Below are 15838 nucleotides of genomic sequence, written 5' to 3'. Positions count from 1 at the left end.
TGCCCCCCTGTCGTGTCTTCTCGCCCCTCCTCCCCCCCGCGGGGGTGGCCCCCCGGCTGTTTTCACAAAAACACCCTCATCCCCCCCCACCCCCCCCCCACGACCGGGTTGGTGGCTAGAACAGCGCCAGTGCCGAAGAAGAGGCCTTCAGGCTGCCGAGGTGCCCGTGCCACAGGTGCGTGGGGTCGGCCTCGACGGCGGCGACGTACTCCTTCATCGCGGTCAGCGCCGCCGGCTCCTCGGCGTCGTAGACGTCGCCCTGGAGCATCTGGATGACGTCCTTGCGGTAGCGGTCGTCGTCGATGAACGCGGTGAACAGCACGTTCAGCCGGTAGTACATCGAGATGAAGTCGTACCAGATGTTCACGCCCTTGCGGAGCGTGTTCACGTAGTTGTCGAACCGCTCGCGGCGGAAGTCGCCCGCCTGGTGCGCGGCGATGACGTCCTTGGCCGCCAGGCGCGCGCTGTTCATCGCGACGCTCACGCCGCTGGAGAAGATCGGGTCGACGAAGCGGGCGGCGTCGCCGATGAGCACCAGCGAGTCGCCGGCGATCTGCTTCATGCCGTAGCTGTAGTCGCCCTCGGTCTTGAACTTCCGCACGCGCTTGGCGTTCTTCAGCGCGTCCAGCATCTCCGGGCGGGTGCCGACGGAGTTCCAGAAGAAGCCCTCGAGGTCGTCCTTGTGCTCCTTGAACTTCTCCTTCTGGGTGACGACGCCGATCGAGGTGATGGTCTCGGTGATCGGGATCTGCCAGACCCAGGTGTTCTCCTGCGGGAGGAAGTGCACGTGGATGTAGTCGGCGTCCTCGGGACGGCGTGCCAGCGACGCGCGGTCCAGGCCCTCGAACCAGGTGTGCACCGCGTACTGGTTGAACACCTTGTCCGGCACCTTGACCTTCAGCTGCTGACCCAGCAGGGTCTGCCGGCCGGACGCGTCGAGCACGCAGCGGACGGCGACCTCCAGGGGCTGCTCGCCGATCTTCGCCTGCAGCACCGGCCGGTCGCGGTCGGTGAAGTCGACCCGGTTGACCCGGATCCCGTGGTAGACCTTGGCGCCGAGCTCCTCGGCGTGCTTGAGCAGCAGCGAGTCGAACCGGCCGCGGTCGACGTGCCAGGCGTAGACGCGGTCGACGCCGTCCTGGTCGCGCTCCTCGTAGGCGATCTCCGCCACGCCGAGGCCGTGCGAACCGGCGTCGAAGTCCAGCGTGCTGGTCGGGCGGGTGTCGGAGGAGGTCCACGCGGCCCCGTACTTGCGGGGGAAGCCGGCCGCCTCGACCTTGCCGATGACGCCGATGTCGTGCATCACCGGGATGACGGCCGGCACGAGGGACTCGCCGACGTGCTCGCGGGGGAAGGTCTCACCCTCGAAGACGGCCACCGACAGGCCGGCCTTGGCCAGGTAGGAAGCCGCCGTGGAACCGGCCGGGCCGCCGCCGATGATGCCGACGTCGTAGTCGTAGGACACGGGTTCTCCGTTTCTGGTTCGGGAAAGGGGTCAGGCGACCGGGGTGCGCAGCGACGTCACCAGGTCGGTGATGCTTTCGATGTCCTTGAAGTGGCGGGCCACCATCTCCGTCGGCGGGACGCGCACGGAGAACTCCTCCCGGATGTAGGCGACCAGCCGGGTGGTCTCGATCGAGTTGAGCAGACCCCAGTCCAGCAACGGCGTGGTCGTGGTCAGCTCGCCCACGTCCTTCCCGTCCAGCAGGTGCTTCTCGACGAACTCGGCGAGCTTCCGCGTGATCTCCACGCGCTCGTCGTCTGCCATGGTTCTTCCCTCCGGTGACGGCACAGGTCCAGGTTCGCGGGCGGCTCAGTCGGTGCCCGCGTCGTGCGTGGCCTTGTTGCGCGAGCCGCGGCGCGGGCGCTCGAGCAGCTCGGTTTCGGCGTTGATGTGCTTGCGCGGGGCGAAGGCGACGTAACGCCCGCCGGACATCTTGGCCTTGAAGTTCTTCATCCAGCCGTGGTGCCCGAAGTTGCCGAACTTGTCGAAGCCGACCAGCGAAATCCCGCTGCGGTCGTAGTGCCCGCCGACGAGCAGGCACCACTGCCGGTAGTCCGGGTACTCGTTGGTCAGGTGGCGGTAGGTGAGCACGAAGGCGAGGTACCGGCGGAAGTCCATGCCGTCGAGACCCTCTTCGTCGTAGACCCGGGAAATGGCCTGGGTGCTCTGGCCGAGCATTTCCGGGATCGGCGAGGCCGAGCAGACGAGCCAGTGCGACTCGTCGGTCATCGGGCTCTTGATCATGTTCTGCTCGACTTCCCAGCGGAAGTTGGTGTTGAGCTTCCCGGTCTCGATCATCTGCGCCTCGGAGATCTCCTGGGGCACGTAGATGAGCATTTCGTTGGTGGTCTCGAGCTCGTCGATCTCGGCCTGCGTGAACGGGCAGGGCTTCACGGCGATTTCAGTGGTCCCATAGACTCCGTAAACCATGTCTTCGAGGTTCTCGGGCATGCGCATGAGCGACCGTCCTGAATTCCATTTATCGCGTGGCTGGATGTGGCGTCGATTGGTTTTAGCACGGAGCCGACTGGGGAAATGCTCAGTAGAACTGGGACTTTTCGGTGGAGTCCATCAGCGCGACCGTGTTGCTCGACGGGTTGACGACCGTGCTCACCAGGTCGAAGTAGCCGGTGCCCACTTCACGCTGGTGCCTCGTCGCCGTGTAGCCGGCCGCCTCCGCCGCGAACTCGCGCTCCTGCAGCTCGACGTAGGCCGTCATGCCTTCTTCGGCGTAGTCGCGCGCCAACGCGAACATCGAATGGTTCAGCGCGTGGAAACCGGCCAGGGTGATGAACTGGAACTTGTAGCCCATGTGCCCCAGCTCGCGCTGGAACTTCGCGATCGTCGCGTCGTCGAGGTGCTGCTTCCAGTTGAACGACGGCGAGCAGTTGTACGCCAGGAGCTGGTCGGGGTACTCCGCCTTGATCGCCTCGGCGAACCGCCGCGCGACCTCCAGGTCCGGTTTGGACGTTTCCATCCACAGTAGATCCGCGTACGGCGCGTAGGCCAGGCCCCGCGCGACGCACGGCTCGATGCCGCCGCGGACGCGGTGGTAGCCCTCGGGCGTGCGCTCGCCGGTCAGGAACGGCTTGTCGCGGTCGTCGACGTCGCTGGTGATCAGGTTGGCGGCCTGGGCGTCGGTGCGGGCGATGACGAGGCTCGGGACGTCGCAGACGTCGGCGGCCAGGCGCGCGGCCTGCAGTGTGCGGACGTGCTGGGACGTCGGGATGAGCACCTTGCCGCCGAGGTGGCCGCACTTCTTCTCCGCGGCCAGCTGGTCTTCCCAGTGCACGCCGGCGGCGCCGCCCGCGATCATGCCCTTCATCAGCTCGAACGCGTTGAGCACGCCGCCGAAGCCCGCCTCGGCGTCGGCGACGATCGGCGCCAGCCAGTGCGGGGCGTCCTTTTCGTCCTCGGCCCAGCTGATCTGGTCGGCGCGCAGCAGCGCGTTGTTGATCCGGCGCACGACCTGCGGGACCGAGTTCGCCGGGTACAGGCTCTGGTCCGGGTAGGTGTGGCCGGACAGGTTCGCGTCGGCCGCGACCTGCCAGCCGGAGAGGTAGATGGCCTTGAGGCCGGCCCGCACCTGCTGCACGGCCTGGTTGCCGGTCAGCGCACCCAGCGCGTGGACGTAGTCCTCGGTGTGCAGGAGCTTCCAGAGCCGTTCCGCGCCGAGCCGGGCGAGCGTGTGCTCTTCGGTCACGCTGCCGCGCAGCCGCAGGACGTCCTCGGCGGAGTAGTCCCGGCGGACTCCGCGCCACCGTGGGTCCTCGGCCCAGGACCGGGCCAGGTCGGCCGCCGCGGCTTCGCGGGGCGGCGCTGCGGTTACGGTCATGTCGTTCTCCTGACGTACGACGACGCGCGGCTTCGTGGACGAGACCATTTAGCACCGCGCCACCCCCGCCCGGCGTCACCCCGGAGCCAGGACGAAGCATTCCCCTAGTTCTTGCCGGGCACGCCCCGCCGGGCTCCCGACCGGGGCGGATACTCGGTTCACGAGCCACTCGCGAACGGAAGGCGTTTGATGGCAAAGGATCTGCGGACGTTCCTGGCCGAGCTGGACCCGGACCAGGTCAAGGTCGTGCGCAAGCACGTCGACCCCGAGTTCGAGGTCACCGCCGTCGTCGACCGCATGGAGGACGACCCCGCCTACCCCGGGTTCCCGGCCGTGCTGTTCGAGAACGTGGGCGGCTCCGAAATCCCGTTGCTCATCAACCTGCACGGCACCTACGAGCGGCTCGCGCGCAGCATCGGCGCGGACGTCCACTCGATGGTGCCCGAGTACGCCCGGCGGGAAGGCTCGGGGATCAAGCCGGTCACCGTGGACACCGCGCCGGTGCAGGAGGTCGTGCTCACCGGCGACGACATCGACGTCGGCCTGCTGCCGCTGCTCAAGCACCAGGAGCTGGACGCGGGCAAGTACATCACCTCGGCGGTGACCATCTGCCGCGACCCGGACAGCGGCAAGATCAACGCCGGCATCTTCCGCCACCAGGCACAGGGCCGCGACCAGGTCGGCATCCAGGTGAACCCGGCCCACCACACCGCCTACGTGTTGCGCAAGCTGCGTGAGCAGAAGAAGCCGATGGAGGTGGCGCTCGTCATCGGCCACCACCCGGCGCTGCTGATGGGCGCGGTGTCCAAACTGGAGGGCATCGGCGGCGAGCTCGACGTCGTCGGCGGCCTGCTCGGCGAGTCCCTGGAAATGGTCCCCTGCAAGACGGTCGACCTCGAAGTGCCGGCCCGCGCGGAGATCGTCATCGAGGGTGTGATCGACACCGATCCCGACGCCACGGCCGTCGAAGGCCCGTTCGGCGAGTACCCGCGGTTCTACACCCGCACCGGCCCGCAGCCGTACGTGAAGGTCACCGCGATCACCATGCGCCGCAAGCCGATCTTCGTCGACGTCTTCAACGCCCACACCGAGCACAGCATGCTCGGCGGGCTGCCCCGGATGGGCAGCATCCACCGCCGGGTCAAGGAAGCGGTGCCGACGGTGACCGGCGTGCACCTGCCGCTGTCCGGGATGGCGCGGTCGCACCTGTACCTGTCGATGAGCAAGCGCGTCGAGGGCGAGCCGAAGCTGGCGGCCTGCGCGGCGCTGGCGGTCGATCCGTTGCTGAAGCACGTGTTCGTGGTGGACGACGACGTCGACGTCTTCAACGAGGTCGAGACGCTGTGGTGCCTGGCGACGCGCTTCCAGGCCGACCGCGACCTGACGATCATGCCGGGCTTCCTCGGCGGCCAGCTCAACCCGGTGACCTACGGGCACAACCGGGAGGAGAAGGGCCCGATGGAGACGAAACTGATCTTCGACTGCACCAAGCCCGTGCCGCCGGCGGTGTTCCCACCGTCGTGCCGGGTGCCGCCGGAGGTCGTCGCGCGGGTGGACCACCGGGCCTTGCTGGAGGACGCGCCGGCGTCCTATCTGGACTGAAGGTCGCCCGCACCGCCACCGACGCCGGTGCGGGCGATCTTCCACCAAGACGAAAGGCCCCTTCCGCGGAAGGGGCCTTTTCACTGCGCCGCGGGGCCGTGCCAGCGTTCGACCAGCTCGTCCGGCGGCTTGATCCCCAGCAGGTCGCACAGCCGGCCGACCTGGTGGTCCACCAGGTCGGTGAGCGTCGCGGGACGGCCGTAGAACGCCGGCATCAGCGGCGCCAGGATCCCGCCCATCTCGGTCACCTGCGTCATCGCCCGCAGGTGCCCCAGGTGCAACGGCGTCTCGCGCAACGCGACGACGAGCTTCCGCCGCTCCTTCAACGTCACGTCGGCCGCCCGCACCAGCAGGCTGTCGTTCTGCGACCAGGCGATGGCGCCGAGCGAACGCACCGAGCACGGCAGCACGATCATCGCGTCGATCGGGAACGACCCGCTCGAGATCGGTGCCGCGATGTCCCCGGGCCGGTAGGTGAAATCGGCGAGAGAGGCAACGGACGAAGGCGTCCAGTCGGTCTCGAACGCGATCGTCTGGCGGGCGGCCGGCGTCACCACCAGGTGCGTCTCGACCTCCGGCATGCCCTTGAGGATCTCCAGCAGGCGGATGCCGTAGATCGCGCCGCTGGAGCCGGACATCCCGACCACCAGCCGGAACGACTCAGTCATGCTTGGCCCGCCTCCGCTCCGCCTGCTGCTCCTTCACGACCTCGACGGGACTGCGCCGGGCCTCCTCCTCGACCATCCGCCGCCATTCGGTCAGCGAGACGTCGGGGCGGTACAGCCGCTCCGGCGGGGCGTCGGTGACCTCCACCATCAGCCGGTCCTCGTCGTTGAACATGCCGTGGAACACCCAGCGCGCCCACGTCCAGTAGTAGAGCCAGAACCGGCGGTTGCGCCACTTCCCCTTGTTCATCACGGCGAGCTGGACGTACGTGTGGTCCTCCGCGGTCGCCGCGACCCACCACTCGAAGTGCGACCACTCCTCGTACTTCACCCGCAGCGTGCCCGGCAGCCGCAGCGACACCTTCGTCTTGTTGCCCTCGCGACGGCGGTACCACTTCTTCTTCGGGAAGTCGCCCAGGCCGGGGAACGAGGCGCTGTAGTGCATCTTGTCCTTGCGGCGGGTGATCCACGGCCCGTCGCGGATGACCTTCATCTCGCTCCACACCGGCATCTTCACGCGCTTGGTCCACAACGCGTTGCGGTGCAGCCATTTCGCGTGGCCGTCGTCGAAGCCGTTCTCCGCGCCGAAACGCCAGTTGCCGTCCCGCACGGTGATCCGGCCGACCACCAGAGCGGCCGGGTCCAGCAGTTCCTCCGGGACGTCGTCGGCGAGCGGACGCGCCGGGCCATTGCCCAGCCACAGCCACACCAGGCCGCGCGCCTCCTCGACCGGGTACGTCCGCACGGTGACCTTGCCGCAGATCGGCGACTCCGGACCGTCGGTGATCGCCGCGACCAGCACGCCGGTCTCCAGGTCGAACGTCCAGCCGTGGTAGCAGCAGCTCCACGTGCCGGGGAACTCCTGAGACGACATCTCGTGGCTCAGCGGGACCCCGCGGTGCGGGCAGCGGTCGTGCAGCGCACGGACCGCCCCGCCGTCGCGGATCAGCATGATCTTCTCGCCCAGGACGCGGACCGCGCGCGGCTTGCGGCCGATCTTGCGCGACCACGCCACCGGGTACCAGTACTCGCGGAAGCCGAGCGCCGCCTTCTCGTAGCGCGGCCAGGTCGACCAGTCCCGGCGGCCGGGGCCGCCGACGGTCGCCTGCCGCCGCGCCGGCGGGGCCTGCTCGTCGCCAACAGTGTCGGTCATCGGTCTTCTCCTCGGCTGCTCGCAGGGAGTTCACGCAGTTCGGCCCGCTGCCGGGTGGTCACGTCCACCACGACGCCGATCAGCAGGTCGACCAGCCGGCGCATGGCGGGCAGGTCCGCGACGCCCATGGAAAACCCCGGGAACGGGCTCGGCACGGTGGCGGGCGGCAGGCCGATCCGCGCGGTCGGGATGCCGTGGCGGCGCAGCACCCCGCCGTCGGACAGGCCGCTGCCCGGCTTGCCCGGCACGTGCGGCCGGCCTTCGACGTCTTCCCAGGCCCGGATCAGCCGCGTGACGACCGGGCTGTCCGCGGGGGTCGCCGAGCCGGCCTGGCCCGCCACCAGCTCGACCTCGACGCGCACGTCCGGTTCGGCCGCGCGCAGCTCGGCGACGACCGCCTCGAACTGGCCGGCGACGTCGTTCACCGTGGTGCGCGGGTTGACCCGCAGGTCGACCCAGAACTCGCAGGTCGCCGGGTTGAACGCCGGCTTCGTGCCGTCGCCGGCCCGGATCGCGGTGATCGCGCCCTGCGGCGCCACCTGGCCCGAGGAGTTGCGCGCGGTGTACTCGGCGAACCAGCTCTCCAGCCGCCCGATCATCCGGGCCGCGGCGAGGATCGCGTTGGTGTAGTGCCCTTTGTGCCGGCTGCCGGTGTAGCCGACCGAACCGCGCACGACGACCCGGAAGATCGCGAACCCGACCTCCTCGTGCACCACCGAGTAACCCGGCTTGAGCACGATCGCGAGGTCGGCGGAGCACTGGCCGTGGTCGACCAGGAACTGGGTGCCGACGTTCATGCCGGAGTTGCGCCGGGACGACTGCTCGCCGCCGAGCACCGGCATGCTGCCGCCGACCAGCGCGACCACGAGCTGCCCGTCCAGCGGCACGCCGCAGCGGTGCACGGCGAGCGCGGCGGCCAGCGCGCAGCTGGCGAACGCCTTCGGGTTCTCCGCGCCGAGCCCGACGACCTTGTCGCCGTAGCGCTGCGCGGGCAGCGTGAAGTCGTCGCGGGGCCTTTCGCCGAGCCACGGCGCGTCCTCCCGCCCCGGGGCGAACGCGGTGTCCAGCGGCGCTAGCAGGAGCAGCTGCGCGCCCGCGCGGCCGGTGCCGACCCGGGTGACGAGGTTGGCCTGGCGCTCGTCGATGGCCTGCAGGCGGCTGTCGAGACCGGCCGAGGACATCACGTCGCGGAAGTACTCGGCCAGCTCGCGCTCGCACCCGGTCGGGCTGGGGATGTCGGTGGCCGCCTGGCACAGCAGCGCCAGCTCGTCCTCGTCGACCTCGGCGCGGGCGGCCTTGACCCACTCCCGCTGCCACCCGGACAGTTTCGTGATGTCCGGGTCGATGGCGTCCGGGGTCATGACGTCTTGATCTCGGTGCCGGTCACGTGGTGGTGGCCCCACAGGCTGGTCGGCCCGGCCAGCTGCCGCGTCGACCACGCCTCGGTGTCCACGTCGAGACCGTCCCAGCCGTACTCGATCTCCCAGCCGGACGGCGTTTCGAGGTAGAAGGACACGGCACGGTCGTTGCTGTGCCTGCCCAGCGTGCGCGTGACGATCCGGCGTTCGAAGGCGACGTCGATGGTCGAGCCGACGTCGTCGAGCGTCGTGGTCTCCAGCATGATGTGGCGCAGGCCCGGCTGGTCGGTCTCGACCAGCGCGATCGAGTGGTGGCGCGGGTTGCAGTGCAGGAACGCGATGAAGCCCTTGAACGTGTCGCTGACCCCGAAACCGAGCGTGTCCACCAGGAACGCGAGCGTTTCGGCGTAGTTGCTGACGCCGACGACGGCGTGGCCCATCCCGTGCTCGCCGGTCCGGTAGCCGTCGAGCGCGCGCGTCAGGCGCAGCGGCCGGAAGTCGGCTTCCTGGCCGTAGAACAGCTCGTGCCGGAGGCCGGACGGGTCCGTCAGCCACAGCATGCCGGCGACGCGCCGGTCGGCGCACAGCTCCGCCGTCGCCCGGGTCACCGCGACACCCGCCGCGGTCAGCTCGCCTTCGAGGGCGGCCAGGTCGGCGGCGCTCGCCACCTCCCAGCCCAGCCAGGCCAGCCCCTCGGTGGCGCCGTGGCGGAGGTCGAAGCGGTAGGCGCGTTCGTCCATGCGCAGCAGCAGGCGCTCGTCGTCGGCCCACTGGCCGGGCAGGCCGAGGACGTCCGCGGCGAACGTCTCCCAGGCGGGTAAGTCCGTTGTGGACAGTCCGGCGTAGGCGAGACTGCGGATGCGCATGGGGTCGGTCCTCCTGCTGGTCACTCCGCGCTGCCCAGGAACTCGAGCACCACGCGGTCGTGTTCGTCCGGCTGTTCCCACTGCGGCCAGTGCGCGGCGTCGGCGACGCAGTGGAAAGCGGCGCCCGGGATGAGTTTCGCGATCCGGCGGCCCACGTCGGGCCCGCTGCCGGGGTTGTGGTCCGACCACAGCACGAGCGTCGGCACGCTCACCGCGGCGAGCCGGTCCTCGGAGATCCGCCGGTTCGGCCCGGAGCCGAACCCGAAGGAGTTCTCGAACACCGTGCGCAGCGCGGCGTTCGTGGCCGGCTCGGCGTAGATCCGGCGGCGGACCTCGACCAGTTCGTCGGTGACGCGGTCGGGCGTGGCCATCAGCCACTCCAGCCGGGTGCGGATGGTCTCGGGGGTCGGGTCCTCGATCGCGGCCAGCGACCGGGCACGCAGGGCTTCACGCCCTTCGGCGGGCCGCTCGTTGACCGAGCCCGGATCCCACTTGATGCCGGCGGTGGTGTTGAGCACCAGCTTCCCGACGCGGTCGGGGTGCTCCAGGGCGAGGGTCAGCGCGACCCAGCCGCCGAGCGACTCGCCTTCGAGGTGCGCGCGTTCGATGCCCTGCGAGTCGAGCAGGTCGAGCACCTGGTCGACGTACGTGCCGACGGCGTCGTGGGTGAACTCCGGCTTGGCGGAGAAACCGTGCCAGAGCAGGTCGATCGCCATCGCGCGGTACCGCTCGCCGAGCCGGGTCACGTTGCGCGCGTAGGCCTCGGCGTGCCCGCCCACCCCGTGCAGCAGGACGAGCGGCTCGCCGTCGCCGGCTTCGACCACGCGGGTCCGGTACTTCTCGCCGAGCAGGTGGGTCTGGCTGCCCAGCAGCTCGGTCCAGATGGTCACCTCGGTACTCCCAACGGTCGGCGGGCCCGGCCGGGACCGGTGGCGCAGGTGTTCGTGGCAGGGGCGGCAGGACTCGAACCTGCAACCGTCGGTGTTGGAAACCGCTGCTCTGGCCAGTTGAGAGCTACACCCCTTCGCGACCGGTTTCCCGGTGCGAGATCAGTATGCGAGAGATTTTTTGGGGAACTTTCTAGCTTGCCCCGAACCGGTCGGGAGTGAAGACGTCGACCAGCGGGTCGGGCTCGCCGTCGACGATCCGGGCCGCGAGGGCCTTGCCGAACAGCGGCGCGAGCGTCACCCCGGCGCTGGCGACGGCCTCGTAGTACCCCGGCACGGCGGACAGCGGGCCGACACTGGGCAGTTCGTCCCGCGCACACCGCGCGTCGACCACCTCGGCCGTGCGGACGGTCGCGGTCCCCAGCAGCGGCACCACCTTCGCCGCCCGGTCCAGGAGGTCCTTCACGAACTCCGGGTCGGGCGTCCCCGAGCGCGGGGGCAGGCCGCGGTCGACGCGGTCCGAGCGCAGGACCACGCGCCCGGGCCCGTCCGGCCGGATGCTGACCTCGGGGGCGCGCAGGATGTACGGCAGCGGGTCGCCGTCGACCAGCAGGTGCGCGATCAGGCTGCGCCGCGGCGGCCCGAGGAACGGGCGGGCGCCGGCCAGCGCGCCGATTTCGTCCGCGGCCGAGCCGGTGGCGTTGACCACGACGTCGGCCTCGATCCGGCGGCCGTCCGCGAGCCCGACCCCGCCCGACACCGACGTCACCTCGGCGTTCAGGTCCAGCGTGGCCCCGAGGGAAACGGCCTGGTCCAGGAGGTGGCGGGTGAAGGCGACCGCGTCGATCCAGCCCTCGGACGGCAGGAACGCGACCGGTCCGGACGCGGGGAAGACCACCGAGGTGTCGTCCGCCGCGTACCGCTCGACCGGGCAGCCCCACTCTTCGAGCTGGGCGAGGTAGCCGGCGAACGACTCGTCGTCGGTCCACGCGACCGTCCCGGTGCGGTGCCACCAGGGCGCGGAGTCCCCGGCCAGCGCCGTGTGCTCGGCGATACCGGCCTGGTTCAGCTCGAAATAGGACTTCGGGAAGCGCCGGTACGCCGTCGCCGTCGCGAACCCGACTTCCGTGGTGCCCGCGGCGGGCCGGTCCGCGCGGTCGACGCAGTGCACGCGCGCCCCGCGGTTCGCCAGGTGGTAGGCCACCGCGGCGCCGATGACCCCGGCGCCGACGACGACCACCTTCGGCGCCATCAGTAGAGCCCTTCCGGCGCGGCCTGGCTGACCTGCAGCGGCCGCACGTTGTAGACGCCGTCGACCGGCCACTCGCCCTTCGTGTCGTAGCGCGTCGCCTCGTCGCGCTCCAGCAGGTTGGGCAGGAAGAGGTCCTCGTGCAGCACGGTCAGCTTCAACTGTCCGTTGTCGACGTTCTGCCGGAAGTCCGAAGGGTCCACAACGGACATCGTCACCTGCGGGTAGGTGGGGGCGTACGGCAGGATCGCGCCGCCGTCCTCGGGGTGCAGGCTCACCGCGTTGCCGAAGGTGTTGCCGTAGCCCGAGCGCACGAGCCCGCCGTCGAGGGCCTTGACGAAGTCCTGGTACATCCGCGGGCTCATGTGCGTGCCGCCCAGGCGCACGCCGTCGAGGGCGGCGACCAGTTCCGGCTGCCGCGCGATGAGCTTCTGCAGCAGCGCGGGCGTGGTGTTGAGGTAGTGGACGTGCTGCGAACGCAGGATGTCGACGATCTGCGCGAGCACGTGCTCGGTGTACTCCCCCAGCTCCTTCATCTTGCCGGCGCGGATGAGCTGCTTGATCCACCGCGGGTCCATGTCGATGCCGTACACCAGCCCGGCCAGCTGCTCGGACAGCTCGATCGCGCCGTTGCCGATCTGGTGCGGCCCGCTCGGCGTCGCCTGCAGCCAGGTGCGGCCCGGCTGGTAGCCGTCGAAGAGGTACGACCAGCGCCGCCACTCGACGCGGTGGGTCATCATGTCCTCGGTGTAGAACACGCGCACCGGGTCGCCGGTGGTGCCGCCGGACTCCCAGACGCGGCCGATCAGCGGGCGGGGCACGATCCGCGGCACCAGGTCGCCGGGGTCCATGCCGCGCAGGTCGCCGGGCGGGAACGGACCGAACTCGGCGAGCTGGTCGTAGCGCGTGATGTCCCTCGGGTCGAAGGACAGCTCGGTGGCGCGCTTGAGCCAGTACGGGCTGCCGAGCTCGGGGTTGAAGTGCCGCCGCACCACGTGCCGCGTCCACGCGTCGAGGTCGAGGGACAACCAGTGGTCGGTCAGGCTGGCACGTTCGTGCGTGCGGGTGCTCACGGTCTCTCCTTGGTACGGGTTCAGGCGGGCGCGACGAGGTCGACGGCGTAGTCGTAGATGGCGGTCATGGCTTCGGTGACGTGGTGCGGCTCGGTGATCCGCACGACGGGGAACGGGAAGTCGAGCACCCCGGCGGGCAGCGTCGGGCCGAGGACGAACGCCAGCCGGACGCCCTGGCCCTTCATCCCGGCGCACACGTGCGGCAGGCTCATCGTCGTGGTCTTGTTGCGCTGGAACAGGTCCCGGACCTCGGCGGCCGTCGTCAGCGCACGTTCTTCGAGGAACGAGCACACCGGGATGCGCGGGTCGGCCACGGGCATCGCGGCCACCGTCGGGGCCATGAAGTCGGTCGCGTACCGGCGCAGCGGCGAGTGGACGGCGAACGGCTGGCCGTCGATGACGCTCACCATGCCGGGCGGGCTCTGCGCGACGAGCTTCTCGAGGGCCTCGGCGGTACCGCTGAGCATGAGCAGCCGCGCGGTGCCGTCGGCGAGGACGCCGAAGTCGCCGCCGAGGTACACGCCCGGACGGCGGTCGCCGTAGTAGTACGTCGGATCTTCGGTCACCGGGAGGAACGCGATGGCCGCGCCCTGGGCCGGCGGCGCCGGGTCCGGCAGCGGCGTCTTCGCCTCGCGCACCAGCAGGTCGAACAGGGTGCGGCGGTCGACCGCGCCCGCCACCGAGCTCGCGATCAGGCCGCCGAGGCTGATGCCGCCGGCGACGGCCGGGTGGATGTCGGACTCGGCGAGGACGTCGTGGATGCCGAGCGCCAGCGCGGCCAGCCGCATCCCGGCCTGGCTGAAGCGGTCGTGGTCGCCACGGGGCTCGAACTCGCCGCGCAGCAGCACGCGCGGTTCGATGCCGGTCCAGTCGCGGACCTCTTCGTACGTCCGGCGCATCGCCGGGTAGGTCTCGTAGAGGTGTGCGCCGTGCTCCGGGTCGGGATCGGAGATGTTCGCACCGAAGAGATACCCCAGAGTCACCGAATTCCCCTTACGCACGATCCGACGCGGCTGCCGCGACGCTACTGACCGGGTGCCGCGCGACGCCGGGCTAGCACCCGGGCTCTAGGCAAAACCCCAGCCCCGGGCACGGGAGTTCTTAAGGGTTACCCCAGGGTTGAGTTGTTAGGGCGGGTATCGCGGGTGTGGCGGGTGGCTCGACGCTGGCAGCTCGTCAGCCCATCCGTCGGAGGGATCAGAAGTGGAGTATGGCGTTTCGCTGTTGCCGGACTGCGATCCGCGGACCACGTCCGCCTCGCAGTACTTCCAGGACGTGCTGGAGGTCAGCGTTCTCGCCGACCGGCTCGGCCTGGACTACGTCAAGATGACCGAGCACTACCTGCGCTCCTACGGTGGGTATTCCCCCAGCCCGCTGGCGTTCCTGTCGGCCGTGGCCGCGCGGACGCAGTCGATCCGCCTGATGACGGGCGGCATCCAGGCGTCGTTCCACCACCCGATCCAGATCGCCGCGCACGCGGCGCAGGTCGACGTGATGAGCGGCGGCCGCCTGGACGTCGGGTTCGCGCGGGCGTTCCTGCCGTACGAGTTCGAGGCGTTCGGCGTCGACATGGACACCAGCCGCGAGCGGTTCCTGGCCACGATCGAGGCCGTCGTCCGGCTGTGGCACGAGCAGGACGTCACCGAGGACACGCCGTTCTTCTCCTACGAGAACGCCAATTCGCTCCCCGCCCCGGTGCAGCAGCCCGGCCCGCCGGTGTGGGTGGCCGCGCTGGCGACCCCGGCGAGCTTCGACTGGACCGGCCGCAAGGGGTTCAACCTGCTGATCAGCTCGACGCAGCTCAACGAGATGGCCCGCAAGCGCGAGTACGTCGAGCTGTACCGCAGTGCTTTCCTGGAACAGCACGGCGAATCGGGCCGCAAGCCGAAGTTCGCGGTGAGCATCCCGCTGCTGATCGCCGACAGCGACGAAGAGGCCCGCGACCTGGCCGTGCCGTACATGGTGAAGTCGTTCAACGCCTTCAAGGAAGCGATCCTGTCCTGGCACAACGTGGAATCGCCCGCCTATGAGGGGTACACGGCGATGGCGCGGCAGATGGCCAGCTTCGACCTGGAGACCGACGGGCTCGAGGCCAAGGCGGTCGTCGGCTCGCCGGACACCGTGCGCGGGCGCATCGAAGAGGTGCGGGACGTGCTCGGCCCGGACGTCATCCTGTGGAACCTGGACTTCGGCGGCCAGTCGGCCGAGACGATGACCCGCACGCTGAACCTGTTCGCGGACAAGGTGATGCCCGCGTTCGCGTGACTCCACCCGCTCCCAGGGTGAGAAGGCGAAAGGCCCGGTGACCGAGTCACCGGGCCTTTCGTCGTGCGCCGGGGGTCAGCCGCTGAAGCCGAGGCCGCCCTGCGCGGCGATCATCGTCAACCGGATGCCGCGCAGCGCCTTCTCCAGGCCCGGCGCCACCTCGCCCACGCGGTCGGTCAGCTCCTCGATGCGGTCCTTGTACTCGCCCTTGCTCTCCTTGCGCGTGACGACGCTCGGGACCGTGCCCGCCGCCGCCAGCGCCACCAGCGCCGCGTCGTCCGCGCCGATCTCGGCCGCCGGCGTGGAGCCGTGCAGGACCTCGACCGCGTGCGCCTGCAGGGCCTTCGCGACCGCCGGGTCGGTCAGCGTCACGTGCGTCTTCGGGACCACGCCGAGGACCTTCTTCTCCTCGACGGCCAGCAGCTTCCGCTCCGCCAGCTGCTCCTCGATCTGCTCGAGGGTTTCCTTGTAGTCGTGCCGGATCCACGACTTCCAGCTGCGCTTCTCGTTGCCGATCTGGGCCAGCAGCCGGTCGAGCACCGGGTCGCCGGTCGGGTCGGACTTCACCAGCACGGCGTCGCCGTCTTCGTCGGCGATGTTGCCGCGCAGCGCCAGCTCCGTGAGCACGCCGGCACGGGTCAGGAACGCCGTGCGCGTGCGGTCGTAGAGGTCTTCCTTCTCGACGTCGTAGGCGAGCAGGTAGGCGCGGTAGTGAACGGAGGTCGGCGTGTCGGTCATGTCGGTCACCCGTTTCTGTGGCTTGCGTACCACTCGATCTTGACGGATCGGATCCGGCGCGGAAAACGGCCAAAGGTTGACAGCCGGTGACGGAAGGTTGTCGGTTCACAACCTTAGTTGTTCCGGCAGGCGGAGTAGCCGGG

15 protein-coding genes and 1 tRNA gene are annotated in these 15838 nt (G+C 70.0%); 2 read left to right on the top strand and 14 right to left on the bottom strand.

All coding sequences use genetic code 11. The features are described 5' to 3' along the window. Positions 1-115: 115 nt before the first annotated feature. The 4 genes from AB0J40_RS23050 to aceA form a co-directional block, all read right to left on the bottom strand. On the bottom strand, positions 116-1465 hold the full coding sequence (locus AB0J40_RS23050) for an NAD(P)/FAD-dependent oxidoreductase (RefSeq protein ID WP_364456263.1): 1350 nt from the start codon (positions 1463-1465) through the stop codon (positions 116-118). Between the two features lie 30 nt (positions 1466-1495). Continuing rightward, positions 1496-1768 carry an acyl carrier protein gene (locus tag AB0J40_RS23045; protein ID WP_364456262.1) on the bottom strand — a complete coding sequence of 91 codons (273 nt, stop codon included), beginning with the start codon at positions 1766-1768 and terminating at the stop codon, positions 1496-1498. A gap of 45 nt (positions 1769-1813) precedes the next feature. Beyond that, positions 1814-2434 (bottom strand): hypothetical protein, encoded by a 621-nt coding sequence (locus AB0J40_RS23040; protein ID WP_364456260.1) that lies wholly within the window; start codon positions 2432-2434, stop codon positions 1814-1816. A 109-nt stretch (positions 2435-2543) separates the two neighbouring features. Then, complete coding sequence (gene aceA, locus AB0J40_RS23035; protein ID WP_364456258.1) at positions 2544-3839, bottom strand: isocitrate lyase; 1296 nt, start codon at positions 3837-3839, stop codon at positions 2544-2546. 189 nt (positions 3840-4028) lie between these two features. Between aceA and AB0J40_RS23030 the strand changes: the two genes are divergently transcribed. After that, on the top strand, positions 4029-5441 hold the full coding sequence (locus AB0J40_RS23030; protein WP_364456256.1) for a UbiD family decarboxylase: 1413 nt from the start codon (positions 4029-4031) through the stop codon (positions 5439-5441). A gap of 80 nt (positions 5442-5521) precedes the next feature. On the opposite strand, the gene AB0J40_RS23025 is transcribed toward AB0J40_RS23030, so the two are convergent. From AB0J40_RS23025 to AB0J40_RS22985, 9 genes are all read right to left on the bottom strand, one after another. After that, on the bottom strand, positions 5522-6109 hold the full coding sequence (locus AB0J40_RS23025; RefSeq protein ID WP_364456254.1) for a UbiX family flavin prenyltransferase: 588 nt from the start codon (positions 6107-6109) through the stop codon (positions 5522-5524). Beyond that, positions 6102-7259 (bottom strand): Rieske 2Fe-2S domain-containing protein, encoded by a 1158-nt coding sequence (locus AB0J40_RS23020; protein WP_364456252.1) that lies wholly within the window; start codon positions 7257-7259, stop codon positions 6102-6104. The genes AB0J40_RS23025 and AB0J40_RS23020 overlap by 8 nt, the downstream gene beginning before the upstream one ends. Beyond that, positions 7256-8620: a peptidase dimerization domain-containing protein gene (locus tag AB0J40_RS23015; RefSeq protein WP_364456250.1), complete on the bottom strand. Its 1365-nt coding sequence runs from the start codon at positions 8618-8620 to the stop codon at positions 7256-7258. The genes AB0J40_RS23020 and AB0J40_RS23015 overlap by 4 nt, the downstream gene beginning before the upstream one ends. Continuing rightward, positions 8617-9483 (bottom strand): VOC family protein, encoded by an 867-nt coding sequence (locus AB0J40_RS23010; protein ID WP_364456248.1) that lies wholly within the window; start codon positions 9481-9483, stop codon positions 8617-8619. Before AB0J40_RS23010 ends, AB0J40_RS23015 begins: the two co-directional genes overlap by 4 nt. A gap of 20 nt (positions 9484-9503) precedes the next feature. After that, positions 9504-10373: an alpha/beta fold hydrolase gene (locus AB0J40_RS23005; protein WP_364456246.1), complete on the bottom strand. Its 870-nt coding sequence runs from the start codon at positions 10371-10373 to the stop codon at positions 9504-9506. Between the two features lie 55 nt (positions 10374-10428). After that, positions 10429-10507: transfer RNA gene (locus AB0J40_RS23000), tRNA-Trp, on the bottom strand. A 56-nt stretch (positions 10508-10563) separates the two neighbouring features. Continuing rightward, complete coding sequence (locus AB0J40_RS22995) at positions 10564-11622, bottom strand: FAD-dependent oxidoreductase (protein WP_364456244.1); 1059 nt, start codon at positions 11620-11622, stop codon at positions 10564-10566. Further along, positions 11622-12692 (bottom strand): hypothetical protein, encoded by a 1071-nt coding sequence (locus AB0J40_RS22990; protein ID WP_364456243.1) that lies wholly within the window; start codon positions 12690-12692, stop codon positions 11622-11624. The genes AB0J40_RS22995 and AB0J40_RS22990 overlap by 1 nt, the downstream gene beginning before the upstream one ends. A gap of 20 nt (positions 12693-12712) precedes the next feature. Then, positions 12713-13675 carry a hypothetical protein gene (locus AB0J40_RS22985; RefSeq protein ID WP_364456241.1) on the bottom strand — a complete coding sequence of 321 codons (963 nt, stop codon included), beginning with the start codon at positions 13673-13675 and terminating at the stop codon, positions 12713-12715. 220 nt (positions 13676-13895) lie between these two features. Between AB0J40_RS22985 and AB0J40_RS22980 the strand changes: the two genes are divergently transcribed. Then, complete coding sequence (locus AB0J40_RS22980; RefSeq protein WP_364456239.1) at positions 13896-14957, top strand: LLM class flavin-dependent oxidoreductase; 1062 nt, start codon at positions 13896-13898, stop codon at positions 14955-14957. Between the two features lie 75 nt (positions 14958-15032). Here AB0J40_RS22980 and AB0J40_RS22975 read toward each other — a convergent pair whose 3' ends face one another. Then, a complete protein-coding gene (locus tag AB0J40_RS22975; RefSeq protein WP_364456237.1) occupies positions 15033-15695 on the bottom strand; it encodes a GPP34 family phosphoprotein in 663 nt (220 codons plus the stop codon). Positions 15696-15838: the final 143 nt, after the last annotated feature.

Origin of the sequence: Amycolatopsis sp. NPDC049691, assembly GCF_040675005.1 — a bacterium.
Classification (GTDB): Bacteria; Actinomycetota; Actinomycetes; order Mycobacteriales; family Pseudonocardiaceae; genus Amycolatopsis.
Note: the sequence above shows the minus strand (reverse complement) of the source record. Positions and strands in the feature narration are given on the sequence as shown.

Coding starts and splice junctions, on each gene's coding strand:
- AB0J40_RS23045 (WP_364456262.1), bottom strand. CDS start 1,768: ATGGCAGACGACGAGCGCGTGGAGATCACGCGGAAGCTCGCCGAGTTC.
- AB0J40_RS23040 (WP_364456260.1), bottom strand. CDS start 2,434: ATGGTTTACGGAGTCTATGGGACCACTGAAATCGCCGTGAAGCCCTGC.
- aceA (WP_364456258.1), bottom strand. CDS start 3,839: ATGACCGTAACCGCAGCGCCGCCCCGCGAAGCCGCGGCGGCCGACCTG.
- AB0J40_RS23030 (WP_364456256.1), top strand. CDS start 4,029: ATGGCAAAGGATCTGCGGACGTTCCTGGCCGAGCTGGACCCGGACCAG.
- AB0J40_RS23025 (WP_364456254.1), bottom strand. CDS start 6,109: ATGACTGAGTCGTTCCGGCTGGTGGTCGGGATGTCCGGCTCCAGCGGC.
- AB0J40_RS23020 (WP_364456252.1), bottom strand. CDS start 7,259: ATGACCGACACTGTTGGCGACGAGCAGGCCCCGCCGGCGCGGCGGCAG.
- AB0J40_RS23015 (WP_364456250.1), bottom strand. CDS start 8,620: ATGACCCCGGACGCCATCGACCCGGACATCACGAAACTGTCCGGGTGG.
- AB0J40_RS23010 (WP_364456248.1), bottom strand. CDS start 9,483: ATGCGCATCCGCAGTCTCGCCTACGCCGGACTGTCCACAACGGACTTA.
- AB0J40_RS22995 (WP_364456244.1), bottom strand. CDS start 11,622: ATGGCGCCGAAGGTGGTCGTCGTCGGCGCCGGGGTCATCGGCGCCGCG.
- AB0J40_RS22975 (WP_364456237.1), bottom strand. CDS start 15,695: ATGACCGACACGCCGACCTCCGTTCACTACCGCGCCTACCTGCTCGCC.